Annotated in this window: 16 protein-coding genes, 1 tRNA gene and 1 pseudogene; 6 read left to right on the top strand and 12 right to left on the bottom strand. The window is 62.7% G+C overall.

Annotated features, from left to right (window positions below):
• Positions 1 to 33: 33 nt before the first annotated feature.
• From AC3A4H_RS20955 to obgE, 8 genes are all read right to left on the bottom strand, one after another.
• Positions 34 to 1,362 (bottom strand): S41 family peptidase, encoded by a 1,329-nt coding sequence (locus AC3A4H_RS20955; protein WP_487768440.1) that lies wholly within the window; start codon positions 1,360 to 1,362, stop codon positions 34 to 36.
• Positions 1,352 to 2,632: a murein hydrolase activator EnvC family protein gene (locus AC3A4H_RS20950; protein ID WP_487768439.1), complete on the bottom strand. Its 1,281-nt coding sequence runs from the start codon at positions 2,630 to 2,632 to the stop codon at positions 1,352 to 1,354. Before AC3A4H_RS20950 ends, AC3A4H_RS20955 begins: the two co-directional genes overlap by 11 nt.
• A gap of 149 nt (positions 2,633 to 2,781) precedes the next feature.
• Positions 2,782 to 3,264 (bottom strand): 23S rRNA (pseudouridine(1915)-N(3))-methyltransferase RlmH, encoded by a 483-nt coding sequence (rlmH, locus tag AC3A4H_RS20945; RefSeq protein ID WP_487768438.1) that lies wholly within the window; start codon positions 3,262 to 3,264, stop codon positions 2,782 to 2,784.
• 215 nt (positions 3,265 to 3,479) lie between these two features.
• Positions 3,480 to 3,857 carry a ribosome silencing factor gene (rsfS, locus tag AC3A4H_RS20940; protein WP_487768437.1) on the bottom strand — a complete coding sequence of 126 codons (378 nt, stop codon included), beginning with the start codon at positions 3,855 to 3,857 and terminating at the stop codon, positions 3,480 to 3,482.
• A gap of 165 nt (positions 3,858 to 4,022) precedes the next feature.
• Complete coding sequence (locus AC3A4H_RS20935; RefSeq protein ID WP_487768497.1) at positions 4,023 to 4,610, bottom strand: nicotinate-nucleotide adenylyltransferase; 588 nt, start codon at positions 4,608 to 4,610, stop codon at positions 4,023 to 4,025.
• A 202-nt stretch (positions 4,611 to 4,812) separates the two neighbouring features.
• A complete protein-coding gene (locus AC3A4H_RS20930) occupies positions 4,813 to 6,099 on the bottom strand; it encodes a glutamate-5-semialdehyde dehydrogenase (protein WP_487768436.1) in 1,287 nt (428 codons plus the stop codon).
• A gap of 3 nt (positions 6,100 to 6,102) precedes the next feature.
• Positions 6,103 to 7,248: a glutamate 5-kinase gene (gene proB, locus AC3A4H_RS20925; RefSeq protein ID WP_487768496.1), complete on the bottom strand. Its 1,146-nt coding sequence runs from the start codon at positions 7,246 to 7,248 to the stop codon at positions 6,103 to 6,105.
• A gap of 11 nt (positions 7,249 to 7,259) precedes the next feature.
• A complete protein-coding gene (obgE, locus tag AC3A4H_RS20920) occupies positions 7,260 to 8,294 on the bottom strand; it encodes a GTPase ObgE (RefSeq protein WP_487768435.1) in 1,035 nt (344 codons plus the stop codon).
• Between the two features lie 113 nt (positions 8,295 to 8,407).
• Between obgE and AC3A4H_RS20915 the strand changes: the two genes are divergently transcribed.
• A complete protein-coding gene (locus AC3A4H_RS20915; protein WP_487768434.1) occupies positions 8,408 to 9,268 on the top strand; it encodes an endonuclease/exonuclease/phosphatase family protein in 861 nt (286 codons plus the stop codon).
• A gap of 81 nt (positions 9,269 to 9,349) precedes the next feature.
• On the opposite strand, the gene AC3A4H_RS20910 is transcribed toward AC3A4H_RS20915, so the two are convergent.
• The 3 genes and pseudogenes from AC3A4H_RS20910 to rplU form a co-directional block, all read right to left on the bottom strand.
• Positions 9,350 to 9,940 carry a GNAT family N-acetyltransferase gene (locus AC3A4H_RS20910; protein WP_487768433.1) on the bottom strand — a complete coding sequence of 197 codons (591 nt, stop codon included), beginning with the start codon at positions 9,938 to 9,940 and terminating at the stop codon, positions 9,350 to 9,352.
• A 123-nt stretch (positions 9,941 to 10,063) separates the two neighbouring features.
• Positions 10,064 to 10,333 carry a 50S ribosomal protein L27 gene (gene rpmA / locus AC3A4H_RS20905; protein ID WP_348780810.1) on the bottom strand — a complete coding sequence of 90 codons (270 nt, stop codon included), beginning with the start codon at positions 10,331 to 10,333 and terminating at the stop codon, positions 10,064 to 10,066.
• A gap of 34 nt (positions 10,334 to 10,367) precedes the next feature.
• Positions 10,368 to 10,775 (bottom strand): annotated as a pseudogene (gene rplU, locus AC3A4H_RS20900) (50S ribosomal protein L21); the annotation flags it as partial.
• Positions 10,776 to 11,021: 246 nt separating this feature from the next.
• Here rplU and AC3A4H_RS20895 point away from each other — a divergent pair.
• Positions 11,022 to 11,111: transfer RNA gene (locus tag AC3A4H_RS20895), tRNA-Ser, on the top strand.
• Positions 11,112 to 11,377: 266 nt separating this feature from the next.
• Here AC3A4H_RS20895 and AC3A4H_RS20890 read toward each other — a convergent pair.
• The gene (locus tag AC3A4H_RS20890) at positions 11,378 to 11,683 is read right to left on the bottom strand and encodes a hypothetical protein (RefSeq protein WP_487768432.1); all 306 of its coding nucleotides are present in this window, start codon (positions 11,681 to 11,683) and stop codon (positions 11,378 to 11,380) included.
• Between the two features lie 754 nt (positions 11,684 to 12,437).
• Here AC3A4H_RS20890 and AC3A4H_RS20885 point away from each other — a divergent pair.
• The 4 genes from AC3A4H_RS20885 to AC3A4H_RS20870 all read left to right on the top strand — a co-directional run bounded on the left by AC3A4H_RS20885 (position 12,438) and on the right by AC3A4H_RS20870 (position 16,646).
• Positions 12,438 to 13,070, top strand: coding sequence for a site-specific integrase (locus tag AC3A4H_RS20885; RefSeq protein ID WP_487768431.1), 633 nt, complete (start codon positions 12,438 to 12,440; stop codon positions 13,068 to 13,070).
• Between the two features lie 237 nt (positions 13,071 to 13,307).
• The gene (locus AC3A4H_RS20880; protein WP_487768430.1) at positions 13,308 to 14,453 is read left to right on the top strand and encodes a hypothetical protein; all 1,146 of its coding nucleotides are present in this window, start codon (positions 13,308 to 13,310) and stop codon (positions 14,451 to 14,453) included.
• Positions 14,454 to 14,753: 300 nt separating this feature from the next.
• A complete protein-coding gene (locus AC3A4H_RS20875; RefSeq protein WP_487768429.1) occupies positions 14,754 to 15,329 on the top strand; it encodes a hypothetical protein in 576 nt (191 codons plus the stop codon).
• 6 nt (positions 15,330 to 15,335) lie between these two features.
• Entirely contained in the window at positions 15,336 to 16,646 is a 1,311-nt protein-coding gene (locus AC3A4H_RS20870) for a plasmid recombination protein (protein WP_487768428.1), read from the top strand.
• Positions 16,647 to 16,663: the final 17 nt, after the last annotated feature.

Genomic DNA, 16,663 nt, shown 5'->3' with positions numbered 1-16,663 from the left:
GGCGGTTGCCCCGCTTAGATCGGGGCTCAGCCCTTACTGCTGGTTCAGTACCGCCTTGTCGGGGTTCGGCGGGAAGGCCGGATCGGTCTTGGTGCCGCGCATCAGGTCCAGCGCGTAGTTGAGCTGGATGTCGTCCTTTGCTTCCGGCGGCACATAGGCAGCCGAGCCCGAGCCTTCGTCGTTCTCTTCGACACCCTTGATGTGCCCCTTGAGTTCGGACTCGCCGCGCGTCACGTCACGTCCCTTGAGCTCGTCCGGCAGCGGCTGGTCGACCTTGACGTCGGGCGTGATGCCCTTGCCCTGGATCGACTTGCCCGAAGGCGTGTAATAGAGCGCCGTCGTCAGCCGCAGTGCACCGCTTTCAGCCAGCGGGATGATCGTCTGCACCGATCCCTTGCCGAAGGACTGCGTGCCGAGCACGGTCGCGCGGCGGTGATCCTGCAGCGCGCCGGCGACGATTTCCGAAGCGCTCGCCGAACCGCCATTGATGAGCACGATGAGCGGCTTGCCGTCGGTCATGTCGCCCGAGCGGGCATCGTAGCGGGTGATGTCCTTCGGGTCGCGGCCGCGGGTCGAAACGATCTCGCCGCGATCGAGGAAGGTGTCGGAAACGCTCACCGCCTGGTCGAGCAGGCCGCCCGGGTTGAGCCTCAGGTCGAGGATGTAGCCCTTGAGCTTCTCGTTCGGCACCTGCTTCTTGATCTGCTCGATCGCGTTCTGCAGGTCGTCGAAGGTCTTTTCGGTGAAGGAGGTGATCTTCATGTAGCCGACGTCGTTCTCGACGCGGAACTTCACCGCCTTGACCTTGATGATGTCGCGCATGATCGTCAGGTCGATCGGCTTGTCGGCGCCCTGCCGCAGGATCGTCAGCTTGATGGGCGTGTTGACGAGGCCGCGCATCTTCTCCACGGCGTCGTTCAGCGTCATGCCGCGCACTTCCTCGCCGTCGATCTTGGCAATGAAGTCGCCAGCCAGCACGCCGGCCTTGGCCGCAGGCGTGTCGTCGATCGGCGTGATCACCTTGACCAGATCGTTCTCCATGGTGACTTCGATGCCGAGGCCACCGAATTCACCCTTGGTCTGGACGCGCATGTCCTTGGCCGCTTCCGCGTTCATGTAGGACGAATGCGGGTCGAGCGAGGTGAGCATGCCGTTGATGGCGCTCTCCACGAGGGATTTCTCATCCGGCGGGGTCACATATTGGGCGCGCACGCGCTCGAAGATGTCGCCGAAAATCGCAAGCTGGCGATAGGTGTCAGACCCCGCCGCATTTGCCGTCGAGCTGGGCACGCCATAGACTAGGGTCATGGCGGATGCGCCCATCAGCGCTCCGGCTAACAGAAGCGACAATTTACGTATCATTTCCTGTCCTTCCCGAAAGCCGCTCCGACCACCATGGGGTCGGATCGACGGGTTTTCCATCCTTACGGAACTCTACATAGAGCTCCGAAACAGTGTTTCCATTGGGAGGCTCAGAGGTGCTCGCCACCCTGGTTTCCCCCATCGCTCCGATCGGTTCGCCTGCGAGGACGGACTGTCCCTGTGAGACGCTGATTCTGCTCATGCCCGCAAGAACGACATGATAACCGTCGCCTGCATTCAGGATCAAGAGTTGTCCATATGAGCGAAAGGGTCCCGCGTACAAGACGGTTCCATCGGCTGGCGCCGTGACGATGGCTCCCGATTGTGTCGCAACCGTGTCGCCGAGCATCACGCCGCCGTTATCGTCGTGCGCCCCGAAATGCCGGGTGATCCGGCCGATCACCGGCAAGGCGATCCGGCCGCGCAAGGCCGAGAACGGCGCCGAGGCCAGGAGCCGGTTGGCGTCTGGCAATGCCGCCAGTTCGGCTTCCTGTGCCAGCCTGCGCTCTGCCGCCTGCCTGGCGGCCGCATGGTTGCGGCGGCTGTTTTCCGCCTGGGTTTCAAGCGAGGCGATCAGGTCCTTCAGGCTTTTGGCGCGGGCGGCAAGCTCCTGCGATCTGGTCTGTTCCTCGGCCAGCGCGGTTTCGGTCTCGCCATGCAGGCGCTGCTTCTCCTCCAGCAGCAGACCGAGCCGCTTTTTCTCCGTCAGCTGCTCGGCGACCGAAGCCAGCAGGCGTTGCCTTTCCGCCTCGATGGAAGCCGTAACCCGCTGCATCTCCTTCATGTCGGTCATCAGGATCTCAGTTTCGGCGCGCAACTCCGGCACCACGGCCCCGAGCAGGATGGCGCTGCGAACGGAAGACAGCGCGTCCTCGGGCTTGACCAGGATGGCAGGGGGAGGGTTGAGGCCCATGCGCTGCAGCGCGCCCAGAACTTCGGCGAGCACGCCGCGCCGCGCCGCCAGCGAAAGCCGAATTGCTTCCTTCTGTTCCTTCAGCCCTTCCAGCCGCCCGGTGATGTCGTCGATGTCCTGGCTGAGCTTCTTCTCCGTCTTGGCCGACTGGATGAGCGCTGCGGTGATGCTGGCGTAGTCCTTCTTGACCTTGGCGATCTCTGCAACCAGCGTATCCAGACGCTCGGCCGAGAGGCTCATGTCGCGCGAGACCTGCTCGTATTCGGCCTGCCGCTCGGCGTGGCTGGCCAGGATGGCGGAAGTGTCTTCGGCCCGCGCGCAGGTTGCCGATACGGCAAGCGCGAACGCGACAGACATGCCCAGGCATGTCCGCCCAACGCCCGCTCCTTTGACCATTCGATGCATTCCGCCACGCCGCAAATTTCAACTCGACCTTAGCGGCTCGTTCGTTAACGAACAATCAACCATGTTGCGCCGCCCGTCGCCGGACTGGAAATCGCGGCGGGTCAAGCCCGATGGTAGGGATGGCCCGAAAGGATGGTCGAGACGCGATAGAGCTGTTCGGCCAGCATGATGCGCACGAGCTGATGCGGCCAGGTCAGCGCGCCGAAGGAAAGCGTCAGCTCTGCGCGCTCGCGAAGTGCGGCATCATGGCCGTCCGGCCCGCCGATGGCGATGACGAGGTTCTTCTGGCCGCCATCGCGCAGGCGGCCGATCCGCTCGGCAAGATCCTCCGAGGAGATGTTCTTGCCGCGCTCGTCCAGAAGCACCAGGGCAGCGCCGGAGGCGAGCTGCGCCTGCAGCTTCTGGGCCTCCTCGCGCTTGCGCTCGTTGACGGCCTGCGCCCGGCTTTCCGGCGTTTCGGTGACGCCCGCAAACTCTAGCCCGATCGCGGGCCCGCTCTTGGCGAAGCGGTCGAGATAGCGGTCGGCCAGTTCCTTGTCGGGACCGGCCTTCATCCGGCCCACGGCTTGTATGGCGATCTTCATCCTGCTCCGACCATCGGAATGGCGCGTGACGCGCGACGGCCGGATAGCCTATCCAGCCGCGACATGTTCTCGCGAGAGCGGCGGCATCCTGACGGATGTCCTGCTCCGCTCTCTCTTCTTGTTTGGCCGCATTCTGGGAGGCCAAGCGATTCCGCTTGGCTGCCAAATGCTCCAGAGCGAGATGTTGGAAGGTTCTTACACCTTTCCTTCCTTCTCTAGTGGACCGTTTCTTCCTCGAGGCCCGGCGCCTGCCACATCTTTTCCAGATTGTAGAAGTCGCGGACTTCGGGACGGAAGACGTGGACGATGATATCGCCCGAGTCGATCAATACCCAATCGGCTGCCGCCAGGCCCTCGATGCGCGGGGTGCCCAGTCCGGCATCCTTGAGCGCCTTGAGGAGATGATCGGCCACCGCCGCGACATGACGGTGCGAACGACCCGATGCCACAACCATGTGGTCGGCGAGGCTCGATTTACCGTGAAGGTCGATGGAGACGATGTTTTCGGCCTTGGAGTCTTCCAGACTGGCAAGGACTGCTTTGAGGGCACGGGACACGGCATCGCTTCCGTCCATCCCGGCCAGTGAAGGCATGACATTTGCCTTCTTGCTGAGTGCTGTTCTCAGTGTCTTTCCTTCCGAACAGGAACAACCAAAAAGTCCCGCGGGCATCGCAGGACAATCAATAGATATGCAGAGTCGTATTGTGGTTTCAAGGCTCGGACGCTCATTGAATCAAGATGGGAAACAAGCTGGCGTTCAGCGCTTGGAGCCGTTGCGAATGGCGGTGGAAGACAGGAGCGAACGACGCCCGTGGATGAAGGTCCACGCGGGCGCCCGCATCCTGGCCAGGCGTGGTGCATCCGCCTCGTCCACCCGGGCATAGCCGAAGGTCTTTGCCACCACCGATGACAGGAAGGACAGGGTCGAGCCCGGCCGATCGATGACCGCGATGGGGAACGTCATGACGATCTGGCGCCAGCGCTGCCAGCGATGGAAGCTCCGCAGATTGTCGGCGCCCATGATCCACACGAAATCGACGCCGGGGTTGCGCGCCTTGATCAGCGCCAGCGTGTCGGCGGTGTAGCGCATGTGATATGTCGCCTCGAAAGCCGTCACCTTCATGCGCGGATCGCGCGCCATCGCTTCCGAAAGGCGAATACGTTCGGCGAGCGGCGCCAGCTCGCGCGTGTCTTTCAACGGGTTCCCCGGAGTGATGATCCACCAGAGCTGGTCGAGACGCAGCCGGCGCATCGCGATCTCGGCCACCAGCGCATGGCCGCGATGGGGCGGGTTGAACGAGCCGCCGAACAGGCCGACCTGCATGCCCTTTTCGACATGCGGCATGCGCAGATATTTCGGCGCAACGCTGTCATCCTCCCCCTTGCGGGGAGGGTCGATCCGCGAAGCGGAGCGTGGTGGGGGTGCCGGCTGGGTCAGGTCGGAGGTGGGCAACTGGTTTCCACCCCCACCCCTGCTTCCGAATGACGCTTCGCGACATTCGTCTGCCGACCCTCTCCGCAAGGGGGAGGGTAAAACGGCCCCGCGATCACGGCCGCACCTGCCCCGATCCGCGCACGCGGTACTTGAAGGAGGTGAGCTGCTCGACGCCGACCGGACCGCGCGCATGCATCTTGCCGGTGGCGATGCCGATCTCCGCGCCCATGCCGAACTCGCCGCCGTCGGCGAACTGGGTCGAGGCGTTGTGCAGCAGGATTGCCGAGTCGATTTCGTTGAAGAATCGCTCAACTGCCGCGGCATCCTCGGCAACAATTGCCTCGGTATGATGCGAAGAATAGGTTTCGATGTGGTCGATGGCGCCGGCAACGCCGTCCACCAGCTTCACCGAGATGATGGCATCGAGATATTCCGTCACCCAGTCGGCGTCGGTCGCCGGCTTGGCGTCGGAGAAGGCCTTCAGCACGTCTTCGTCGGCATGGATTTCGCAGCCGGCCTGACGCAGCGCCTCAAGCACCGGCACCAGATGCGTGCCCGCAACGGCCCGGTCGACCAGCAGCGTCTCGGTGGCACCGCATATGCCGGTGCGGCGCATCTTGGCGTTGACGGCGATCTTTTTCGCCATGTCGAGGTCGGCCGACTTGTCGATATAGAGATGGCAGATGCCCTCGAGATGGGCGAAGACCGGCACGCGTGCCTCGTTCTGCACGCGCTCCACCAGGCTTCTGCCGCCGCGCGGCACGATCACGTCGAGATTGCCCGACAGACCTTTGAGCATCTCGCCGACGGCGGCGCGGTCGGTGGTCGGCACCAGCTGGATCGCGTCTTCCGGCAGGCCGGCGGCGCGCAGGCCCTCGACCAGGCAGGCGTGAATGGCCGCTGACGAATTCAGCGAGTCCGAGCCGCCGCGCAGAATGACCGGGTTGCCGGCCTTGAGGCAGAGCGCGCCGGCGTCGGCCGTCACATTGGGGCGGCTCTCGTAGATGACGCCGATGACGCCGAGCGGCGTGCGCACGCGCTCGATGTGGAGACCGTTGGGACGATCCCACTCGGCCGTCACCTCGCCCACCGGGTCCTTGAGTTCGGCAATCGCGCGGACGCCGTTTGCGATGTCGCGGACGCGCTTGGGATCAAGCTTGAGCCGATCCATCAAGGAGGCGCTGAGCCCCGCTTCCGCGCCGTTCTTCATGTCGATTGCGTTGGCTGCGAGGATCTTTTCCTCGCCGCGAACGAGAGCATCGGCCATGGCGACCAGCGCCGCATGCTTGCGCTCGGCGCTTGCAATGGCAAGCGGCCGCGCGGCCGCACGCGCCTTGCGGCCAAGTTCGGCCATCAGGGAGGCGGTGTCCTCCCGGGATTTCTCATGTGCCACCTGCATGGCTCAACCTCCCGACTGCGTCGTTTCCGCCGGCTCGCTGTGGCTTACCACTAGATCGTCGCGATGAATCATAGCCGAACGCGCCTCATAGCCAAGCACGCCGGCGATTTCGTCGGTTTTCAGTCCCGCGATCCTTACGGCATCGGCGGCATCGTAGGCAACAAGGCCGCGCGCGATCTCGCGTCCCGCCGGACTGACGATCGCCACCGTGTCGCCGCGCGAGAAATTGCCGTCCACCACCGTCACACCGGCAGGCAGCAGCGATTTTCCCGACAGTAGGGCGCGAACCGCGCCAGCATCCACGACCAGCCTGCCGGCAGGCTCGAGCTGCCCTGCGATCCAGGTCTTGTAGCCCTTCACCGGATTGGCGCTGGGCTGGAAGAACGTGGCCCGCTCGCCGCGGTCGATGGCGCTGAGCGGGTTGAGCCGCGTGCCGGAGGTGATGATCATCGCCGTTCCCGCGGCCGTGGCGATCTTGCCGGCATCGAGCTTCGTCCGCATGCCGCCGCGCGACAGTTCGGAGGCCGCAGCCCCAGCCATCGCCTCGATGTCGGGCGTGATCCGTTCGACCAGCGGAATGAATTTCGCATTCGGGTCGCGGGCAGGGGGGGCGGTGTAGAGGCCGTCGATGTCGGAAAGCAGCACGAGCAGGTCGGCGCCCATCATGGTTGCGACGCGCGCGGCCAGGCGATCATTGTCGCCATAGCGGATTTCGCTGGTGGCCACCGTGTCGTTCTCGTTGATGACCGGCACGGCCTTCATCTTGAGCAGGGTCGAGATGGTGGCGCGCGCATTGAGATAGCGGCGGCGCTCCTCGGTGTCGCCGAGCGTCACCAGCACCTGGCCCGACTTCAGGCCGTTGCGGCCGAGCTCGTCCGACCATGCGCCCGCAAGAGCGATCTGGCCGGCGGCGGCCGCGGCCTGGCTTTCCTCCAGCTTCAGCGCGCGCTTGCCCAGGCCCAGAATGGTGCGGCCAAGCGCGATGGCGCCCGAGGAAACGACCAGTACCTCGGCGCCGCCTGCCGCAAGGGCGGCGATGTCGTCGCTGATCGAAGCCAGCCAGTCACGTTTCAGGCCGGCCGAACGGTCGACCAGCAGGGCCGAGCCGATCTTGACGGTGATGCGGCGGTAGTTCTTCAGGGATTGCAGGCTCATGGCTTCTACCTGACCCACCGCTCGTCAGGCTCGCTCGGCGCTTCTTCCACCCGTGCCGCATGAATCTCCGCCATCAATGCGCGCAGCACCGCCTCGACGCCTTCGCCGCTCACTGCCGAGAGAATGAAAGGCGCCGTCCCCGTCGCACGCTTCAGCGAGGCGAGCTTCTTCTTGCGGGCATCCGCATCAAGCGTGTCGACCTGGCTCAGCGCCACGATTTCCGGCTTGTCGGCAAGGCCGTGGCCATAGGCTTCCAGTTCCTTGCGCACGGTCTTGTAGGCCTTGCCCGGACTTTCCTCCTGCGCCGACACCAGATGCAGCAGCACGCGCGTGCGCTCGACATGGCCGAGGAAGCGGTCGCCGATGCCGACGCCCTGATGTGCGCCCTCGATCAGGCCGGGAATGTCGGCGATGACGAATTCGCGCGCGTCGACCCGCGCCACCCCGAGGCCCGGATACAGCGTGGTGAATGGATAGTCGGCAATCTTGGGCTTGGCCGCGGTGACGGCCGCCAGGAAGGTCGACTTGCCGGCATTGGGCAGGCCGACGAGCCCGGCATCGGCGATCAGCTTCAGCCGGAGCCAGATGGTGCGTTCCTCGCCCGGCAGGCCGGGGTTGGCGCGGCGCGGTGCCTGGTTGGTCGAGGTCTTGAAATGCTGGTTGCCGAAGCCGCCATTGCCGCCCGCCGCCAGGCGAAAGCGCTGGCCCACTTCGGTGAGGTCGCAGATCAGCGTCTCATTGTCTTCTTCATAGGCCTGGGTGCCGACCGGCACCTTCATCACCACGTCGGCGCCCTTGGCGCCGGTGCGGTTGCGGCCCATGCCGTGCACGCCGGTCTTGGCGCGGAAATGCTGCTGGTAGCGATAGTCGATCAGAGTGTTCAGGCCGTCGACCGCCTCGATCCAGACATCGCCGCCGCGACCGCCATCGCCGCCGTCCGGGCCGCCGAACTCGATGAATTTTTCCCGGCGGAACGAGACGGAGCCGGCGCCCCCGTCGCCGGAGCGGATATAGACTTTGGCCTGGTCGAGGAATTTCATCGGAACAAGATTTTCGCTGCTATCTAATGTGTGGGACTGCTCTAGCGCAAAGAACGCACGAGGGCGAGTGCAGGTTTGAGGCTTCGCGCAATCGGAGAGGGTGAGAGATGGGCATGAAACTGGTCACATACAACATCCAGTATGGCATCGGCCGCGACGGCAACTACGATCTCGGGCGCATTGCGGCGAGCCTGCAAGGCGCCGACATCATCGCGCTGCAGGAGGTGACACGCAATTTTCCGCGCAATGGCGGCGCCGATCTCGTGGCCGGTCTCGCCGAACTTCTGCCCGATCTGTTTCATGTCTACGGCCCGGCCATGGATGTCGATTTCGGTCTGCGTGGCGAAGACGGCCGGCCGCTCAACAAGCGCCTCCAGTTCGGCAACATGGTGCTGTCGCGCTGGCCGATTGCGGCCTCGCGCAACCTGCTTCTGCCTCGCACGCGCCGCTTCAACCGCGGCAATCTCCAGCGCGCGGCGCTGGAGGCGCTGGTCATGGCCCCGTCCGGGCCGCTGCGCGTCTATTCGGTTCATCTCGATCACCTCAATCACGAGGAGCGCTCGGCCCAGATTCGCCATCTGAAGGAGCGTGTCTTTGCCTATCCGATTGAGGGCGGCGCCATTACCGGCTCGGCCGAATACGGGTTTCCCGAGCTGCCGTGCCCGGAAGAATTTGTTCTGATGGGCGATTTCAACATGGTGCAGGGATCGCCCGAGTACACCCTGATGACCGGCGAGATCGACACCGTCGAGGGCCGCCAGATCGTGGCTCATCATCCCGTCGACGTCTTTTCGCTCGCCGACGGCGCGCAAGAAGGCGCGATAAGCTGGATCGACGACGACAAGCCGGAACAGAATAGGCTGATCGATTTCGCCTTCGTCCACGCAAGCCTTTCAGCCAGCGTCAGGCGAAGCTGGATCGACGCATCCGCAACCGGCTCGGATCATCTGCCGGTCTGGTTCGAGCTGGAGTGAGCGGCCGGCGGACCGGCCGCTCGTCTTCCTTCATATGCATGACCGCCGTGGCCGGCGTTGATACTTGGCGTACGTCTTTGCTCAAAGTCGCGCCCATGTCCTGAGGCTCACCCAAGCCTTGCGGTCGAGGCGATAGCGCTCCACAGGCACCCTGCCTGCGACGATGGAGTTCAGCATGCCCTGGCCGGCATACTGGAAGCCGCACTTGTGGATGACGCGCCGCGAGGCCGGATTGATGACCCGGCAGGAAACGTGCAGCACATTGATGGTCGTGGCCCGGAAGGCGAGGTCGACCAGCGCATGCGCGGCCTCGGTCGCATAACCACGCCGCCAGTAGGGTTCGCCGATCCAGTAGCCCAGCTCCAGGCCGCGATCCGTGGCGTTCAGCCCCGCGCACCCGACGAAGGCGCCCGTTTCCGCGAGTGCGACCGCATAGACTGCCCCGGTGCTGCGCGGCTGCGCGGCACTGTTGAGAAAGGAGCGCGCCTCGGCGTCGCCGTAGGGATAGGGCATCCGCGACAGCATCTCGGCCACGCGCGGATTGTTCGCCAGCGCGATCAGCTCGGAGGTGTCGTCTTCATGCGGCGGGCGCAGCACCAGCCGTTCGGTGACAAGCACCGGGCAATCTATGCTCAGACTTTCGTCTTCGAAGTCATCCGCTTCGGCAACCATGTCCAATATTCCTCCAGACAAAAGAAAAAGGGGAGCTGGCGACCCATCTCCCCTGATCCTTTTTCTGGATTCTACCAGACACCGGTCCCGAGATGGGGCGCCGGTGTTGTGGTGCGGATCCGGCTATTCCGCGGCTTCGGTAAACGGATTCACCGATACGTAGGTTCGGCCGTTGGCTTTCTTGCGGAAAGCAACTGCACCGGCTTCGAGCGCAAAGAGGGTGTGGTCGGTGCCCATGCCGACATTGGCGCCCGGATGCCACTTGGTGCCGCGTTGGCGGATGATGATGTTGCCCGGAATGACGGCTTCGCCGCCGAACTTCTTCACGCCGAGGCGCTTGGATTCCGAATCGCGACCGTTGCGCGACGAACCGCCAGCTTTCTTATGTGCCATTGGTCTACTCCTTCAGTCCTCGAACTTACTCGTTTTCCGCCGCGGCTGCAGCCTTCTTCGGCGCGGCCTTCTTGGCGGGCTTTTCGGCGGCTTCCGTTTCGGCGGCAGCCTTCTTCGTCGGCTTCGCGCCACCCGTCAGGATTTCCGAAATCCGGATGACGGTCTCGTGCTGACGGTGGCCGCGCTTGCGACGCGAATTCTGGCGGCGACGCTTCTTGAACGCGATGACGGTGGCGGCGCGGCCCTGCTCGACCACTTCCACGGCCACGGTGGCGCCTTCAACGAAGGGCGCGCCGATCGAGGCGTTCTCGCCCTCGCCCACGGCGAGGACTTCGGTGATTTCGATGATGTCGCCAGCATTGCCGGCGATCTTGCCGACCGTGATGACGTCATTGGCGGCAACGCGATACTGCTTGCCACCCGTTTTGATGACTGCGAACATTTTTTGCCTTTCGCTGTTCGGTCCGGCTTCAAGGAACGCTCGACGCGTTCGAGCCGTCTTTTTGTCAGTCTGCGGGGTTCATACACGTCCCACGTCGGGCAAGGCCCATGGCGGAACTGTGCGCGTGTAACCGAACGACCGGGGCAAGTCAAGGTAAGCCACAAATAAGTGCGCGAGAGGCCTTGTGCGATCGATCGCGACTCGTTATCTAGTGCGCCGCGCCAGCAAGCTGGCCAACCACGACGCGGAGAGGTGGCAGAGTGGTTGAATGCACCGCACTCGAAATGCGGCATGCTCGCAAGGGCATCGGGGGTTCGAATCCCTCCCTCTCCGCCATTGGTTGAGCCACTCTCCGCCAATTACCCGTAAATCCTTGGTTTTCTTCCTAAAGTTCCCGTTCGCCTGCGGCTTTCCGGGGATGGAAATACATGCGGGTATCGCGCCGGGTACACCTTGGGGTATCGCTGGAGCCTGTGAATGGCGGCACTGAGGCCACGAATCGAGACAAGTTGGTAGGACGTGGGCCGGGGCCTTATCTTGCCAGATCAGGTACCGTTTACATTTTCCAGATTAAGCTGCCGAAGAACCTTGGCGGCGGGCGCTCAGGCCCTCCCGTCCGGCTGAGTCTTGGTGCATGCCCCCAGAGACGTGCGCGGTTGCTTGCCGATCTGCTTGCCGCGCGGGCGAGGCTGCTGTTCGACAGAATAAGGATGCGACGGATGATGGAGCCCGCAGAGAGCGGCAAGGATACTGATCAGGAGATGGCTCGCGAAGCTACCGCCGAAACGCTCGTGGAAGTGCGCGGCGAACTGAAAGCCTATCTCCGGATGATCGATCGCCCTGATACTCCCGCCACCTCCGAAGAATTGCAGAAGACAGCCGGGCTGCGCGATCTTGTCGGCCTGCATCAGGAACTTCGGAAACAAGAGGACGGCGAGCCGTACAACGACCTTATCGTCAGCAATGCCGAGTTGCTGAAGCAGGCGGCTCTCGCCAAGTTCGGCCCCCTCTCTTCCGAGTCCGCTTCGGCCGCCGCTATCGCCCCTGAACCTGCCGCCGTTCCTGTTCCGGTTTTGCCCGCCATCGAGAAGCCGCCTCAGTTGGCGCTGGACGAGAACGGCAAGCTGATCCCCGCTTTCAAGCTGGATCGCAGGACGGTGGCGCGCAAGCCGTCAAATCTGCCGCGTCTCAGCGAAATGATGGAGGAGTACCTTGAAAAGCGGAGACTCAGGAGTGGACCGAAAGGGGCCAAGGACATCAAGACGGCCCGCGCTCGCCTCGAGGTCTTCATCGAATTGATCGGCGACCACCCCGTCGATACGTATAATCTCACCGATCTACAGGCCTTCATCGACCTCATGCAGTATTGGCCCGGAGATAACAACGTGCGTGATTCCTCCATGTCGGCGATGCAGATCATCGACAGTAATCGTGACCTTCGCCTGCAGCCGCTTGCCCGCAAGTCGCTGGAAGAAGGCTATCTGGCCGTCGTCAAGGCTGCCGTCCGTTCTCTGATGACCACTGGGGAATACCCTGATCCCTTTTCGGGACCGAGGCTCGTCTTTCCGTCGACCGCTGCGGCGGCGGTCAAGTCGGAGCCGCTGGCGACAAGCAAGATCAGTCAGGTATTCCGCACAGGCCTCCGGGCTCATGGAGGACGTCATGCTGCCGTTGCTCGGCCATCTGACGGGCCGCCGCATCGGTCTTCTCATTCATCTGACGGGCAACGATCTTCGCGAGAAGTTCGAAGGTGTATGGGTGGCGCAGCTTGCGAGCGTCAAGAGGATCGACGGCGTTTGGGTGTCCACCCCGCACAAGACCGACGCAAGCACGAGCTATTTCGTTCTGCACGAGTTCCTGAGCGAGATCGGCTTCGTCGAATGGGCCGTCCGACAGAAAGGCCGCTTTCTCTTCCCCAATTTGATGCGGCTCGCCGATCCGAGCAAAAGTGCGTCATCATACATGGGTCGCCTGTTCCACCGCGCGGGGATCAAGCAAAAGAAGAAGGACGAAGGCAGCGGCAAGGAGGTGTTCCATTCATTGCGCGGCGGCAATATCGACGACATGCGCGATGCGAACATCGAGGGTCGCGACAGACGAATGCAGTCTGGTCATCAGGTAGGAAATGACGAGCACGACAATTACGGCTTCATGAATCTGGGCGAGCGGCAGGCGCGGCAGATTGCCCGGCTCCCCCTCGATCCGGACATCGATTTTTCCGTCTTCCGGGGGCTGGATTTCGACAGGATTGCCCGCAACGAAAGAGCACCTGGAGCGCGGCGCGGGAAAAAGTAACAGGTGCGCTTGACCCGCGTTCCGCCGACAACGACCATAAAAAAGACCGCCATCGACGGGCTGGAACCCTCCGGCGGTCTTTCTTGGAGATTGTTCAATAATGATGAACATCGGCGTTGAAATTGTAAAGACTCCTGAAACGGCTCGGTGAGCCGGGGGCTGGCAAATCAGCCAGCCCGAACATCAGAACTTCACACCTTACAGCGTCAACAAATTTGGCCGGGAGATCGGGACCGGTTGCTCTGTCTCGACTGGTCGATCGATGCAGATGAGATTCGCCAGCATGTTCCCATGCCGCCCGCAAGATCGGCGAAGGCCGCGCATGTACAGGCCGTCATTGCTGCCGATGCCGTCATGTCGGCGCGCCGCGAACCGCTTCGTCGCATCTCCTATTCCCGCCGCAAGGGATGGTGGACAGAGAGCAGCCGCTACCGGGGCCGCGAATTCACATATGATATGGTCGTGCCTGCCGTGGATGCCCTCGTTGCCGCGGGAATTCTTGTCGATCATGATCTCCAGCCCGGAGGGCGGGCGACCGGGATTCAATCGAGTTATCGCCCCGCGCCTTGGCTCGCCGGCACCAACGCGCCAAAACTCCCCCGGGCATCGGGCGAACTGATCCGGCTGAAGGATTCGGCGGGTTCTCTTGTCGGCTATAGGGATACCGAACGTACGCATCGGGAGCGCAAGCTGGTGATGAAGGTGAACCGCCTCATCGGCGAGACGGAAATCGCCCTGGACGCGCCCGATGCTGTCTTCGATGGCGACGTGATCCGGTTCGGGGATCATGCGGTCTATCCCGACATGATCGCACTTTATCGCGTGTTCAATGGTGGCTGGACGCTCGGCGGGCGCTTCTATGGCGGCTGGTGGCAGTCGGTGAAATCGAAGGATCGGCAGCACTTCATTCTCGACGGCCAGCGCACGGCGGAAGTCGATTACGAGCAACTTCACCCAAGACTGCTGTATGCGCTCGCCAGAGAGCGCCTGGATGGCGACGCCTATACACTTCATGGCTGGGACCGGAAGCTGTGCAAGATTGCCTTCAATGTGCTCCTGAATGCGTCGGGCTATCATCAGGCACATGGCGCGCTGCTTCCCTACCTCGATGGCTGCGAAGTCTCCGCCCGCGATCTGATCCGTGTCATCAAGGATCAGCATCCGAAGGTGTCCCGGTATTTCCACAGCGGCATCGGGTTGCGATTGCAGTACGTGGATTCGGAGATGTGCCGCTTCGTCTTGGCGGACATGTCCGTAAAGAAGGGGATCGTCGTGCTGCCAGTTCATGACAGTTTCATCGTGCCGGAAACGGCAAAGGATGAACTGGCCACTGCGATGAAGACGGCGTTCGAACGGGCAACAGCGGCTGTCGGAGATAGATGAGTTAATTCAAGTGGTTGGTACGGAAATGGACTACAAACGCAAGCCCGCTCCGCATGTGGGCATGGGCCTGCCTGTACGTGCCTAGCCAATGTGGCCCGTGCTTGTCGTTGACGTGACCGAAGGCTTCTTGCTGATCCCCACGGCGTGGTCCGGTTGAAGGCCTCCTCGAAGAGCCGACGCTTTGACTGGAAACCGCGCAGGGGTTGTGAAGGAAACGCATTAGTCGGTCACTAAATCTTCTTGCTCCTGGCTCCGCCGGCCAACACAATTCTGTAACCAGCAGTGTTCAGGAGGATCATCATGCAGGAATATGAACGGCAGATCGTTGTCAGCGGCTATAGCGCACCATCTTTGCCAATACTCAAAGTAAGCCGCCTGCGATCGGTATGGCTCGCTTCAATCACGCCGTGGACGAACTCGGAACAATGCTTCTCCTTCACCGACGTCGAAGAATTAAAGATGACGGAATTGAATGGGCGCTTCGTTCATCTGAACGACCGTGATTTCTTGGAACGTGTGCAGCTTGTCGCTCGCGCCACTCAAGGGATCGATTTCAGATATGTAGATCCCCTCACTCCGGGCGAGAGCTCGGCTGATAGTCCTCCGAACGAAAAGAAGCGTTCGAAGAAATGTGAAGGGCAAGCAGTCAACAGGTGCGGCGATGGGACCGTCTTGACCATCCTTCCGGTATGCGACGCCGTGCCGGATGTTCGAACGCATGACAACCGTTGGCTCTGTCTCGACTGCGCCGCATATCATTTTGGCGGATGGAGCGAATCTGACGCAGAGCAGTGGGTTGCTCGACATCGTGAGGACATCGGCTTCGATCCTGATGAGGAAAGCAACGCTCAGGCCGTCGCCTATCTGAACAGGTGATGGCGCATGGCCTTTCAATTCGTCCATCTCGAATCCTACGCCAGGAAGCCGGACGCCAAGGGGCGTTCGACAGGATTCGTTCTGGCCGAAGCGCGCCGCGATCCGGCGGCGTCTCTTCACGTCCCGTCTCGGGGAACTCCGATGGTTGTCTATGGGGCGAGCCCGGATCAGGTCGAATCCTTGCATGATGCGGCTGCCGATGTGGCCCGGACGACGCCGAAGAATGGGAAACCGCGTAAGATTCGCATCGATCAACATACCCTCCTGACCGTCGTCGCCAGCCATCCCCATACCGTCGATGAAGTCCATGCCGATCCTCAGAAGCGGACCGAAGTCGATCGCTGGGAGGAACTGACGGTGGACTGGCTCCGTGAGTTGTATGGCGATGCTCTCGTTTCCGTCGTCCGGCATGAGGATGAAAGCCACTGGCATCTTCACGCCTACATCTTGCCGCCATCGCAGAACATGAAGGCAGCGGCCCTCCATCCTGGGCAGATGGCAAAGGCCGAAGTCATGGCTGCCGGTCCCGGCGCGGATGAAGATTCAAAGACCCTGAACCAACGTGGCGACAGAGCCTACCGCGCGGCGATGCGAGCCTGGCAGGATTCGTATTTCGAGGCTGTGGGGGTCAAGTGTGGGTTGACGCGCCTCGGTCCGGCGCGACGTCGTCTTACACGCGAGGAGTGGCGGGCCGAGAGAACACAGGCGAAGGCCTTGCGCGACACCCTTAATCGGGCGGATGAAGTTCGGCGGAAGGTCGAATCCTTCGTTGCCAGCGCCAAGACTGAAACAGCAATTCTGGTGGCGAGCGCGGAAGCGGAAGCCACCAAACTCCGGGCCGAAGCGGGCGCCGCAAAGGCCGAATCCTTGCGCCAGATGGAGGCGGCGAAGAAAGCGACCGCCGCCGCATTGGACGCGCAGGATCGGGCAGTTGCCGAACAGCGGCGCGCAAGAACGATGATGACGCGTGTCCGGGCAGAGACCGAACGGGTCCAGAAGGCAGCGGCAAGGATTCAACGGCTGCCCGGCCTGTTGCGCTCGCTGTGGGACGGGTTCCGGCAATCGAAGATCAGGGCTCGTATCCGCCAGTCGGTCGATGCGGAGATGTCCCTGCTCCGGGAACAGGCAGCAGTGGCAGCCGAACGTGCCAGTGCTGCCGATGCGGCACGAAGAGCGGCAGAAGAGAAGCGCCGGAACATGGAGCACAGCCTTGCCGAAGTCGGTATCCAGCGCGATGCCGCTTGGCGGGAATTGTCGAAGCTCAGGCCTCCGGAGACGGACCCATCTCTTTCCGGGCGGCCGCGCCCAAGACCATGATTCCGGCCGAATATGGC

The organism is Pseudaminobacter sp. Soil_N_29 (genome assembly GCF_057656055.1).
The sequence above is the reverse complement of the archived record's forward strand: the minus strand, read 5'-3'. Positions and strand labels throughout refer to the sequence as shown.

Coding starts and splice junctions, on each gene's coding strand:
- AC3A4H_RS20955 (WP_487768440.1), bottom strand. CDS start 1,362: ATGATACGTAAATTGTCGCTTCTGTTAGCCGGAGCGCTGATGGGCGCA.
- AC3A4H_RS20950 (WP_487768439.1), bottom strand. CDS start 2,632: ATGTCTGTCGCGTTCGCGCTTGCCGTATCGGCAACCTGCGCGCGGGCC.
- rlmH (WP_487768438.1), bottom strand. CDS start 3,264: ATGAAGATCGCCATACAAGCCGTGGGCCGGATGAAGGCCGGTCCCGAC.
- rsfS (WP_487768437.1), bottom strand. CDS start 3,857: ATGCCTTCACTGGCCGGGATGGACGGAAGCGATGCCGTGTCCCGTGCC.
- AC3A4H_RS20935 (WP_487768497.1), bottom strand. CDS start 4,610: ATGCCGCATGTCGAAAAGGGCATGCAGGTCGGCCTGTTCGGCGGCTCG.
- AC3A4H_RS20930 (WP_487768436.1), bottom strand. CDS start 6,099: ATGCAGGTGGCACATGAGAAATCCCGGGAGGACACCGCCTCCCTGATG.
- obgE (WP_487768435.1), bottom strand. CDS start 8,294: ATGAAATTCCTCGACCAGGCCAAAGTCTATATCCGCTCCGGCGACGGG.
- AC3A4H_RS20915 (WP_487768434.1), top strand. CDS start 8,408: ATGAAACTGGTCACATACAACATCCAGTATGGCATCGGCCGCGACGGC.
- AC3A4H_RS20910 (WP_487768433.1), bottom strand. CDS start 9,940: ATGGTTGCCGAAGCGGATGACTTCGAAGACGAAAGTCTGAGCATAGAT.
- rpmA (WP_348780810.1), bottom strand. CDS start 10,333: ATGGCACATAAGAAAGCTGGCGGTTCGTCGCGCAACGGTCGCGATTCG.
- AC3A4H_RS20890 (WP_487768432.1), bottom strand. CDS start 11,683: ATGCAGGCCGACAAGATCGCGCAGCCCGGCTGTCTTCTGCAATTCTTC.
- AC3A4H_RS20885 (WP_487768431.1), top strand. CDS start 12,438: ATGCTGCCGTTGCTCGGCCATCTGACGGGCCGCCGCATCGGTCTTCTC.
- AC3A4H_RS20875 (WP_487768429.1), top strand. CDS start 14,754: ATGCAGGAATATGAACGGCAGATCGTTGTCAGCGGCTATAGCGCACCA.
- AC3A4H_RS20870 (WP_487768428.1), top strand. CDS start 15,336: ATGGCCTTTCAATTCGTCCATCTCGAATCCTACGCCAGGAAGCCGGAC.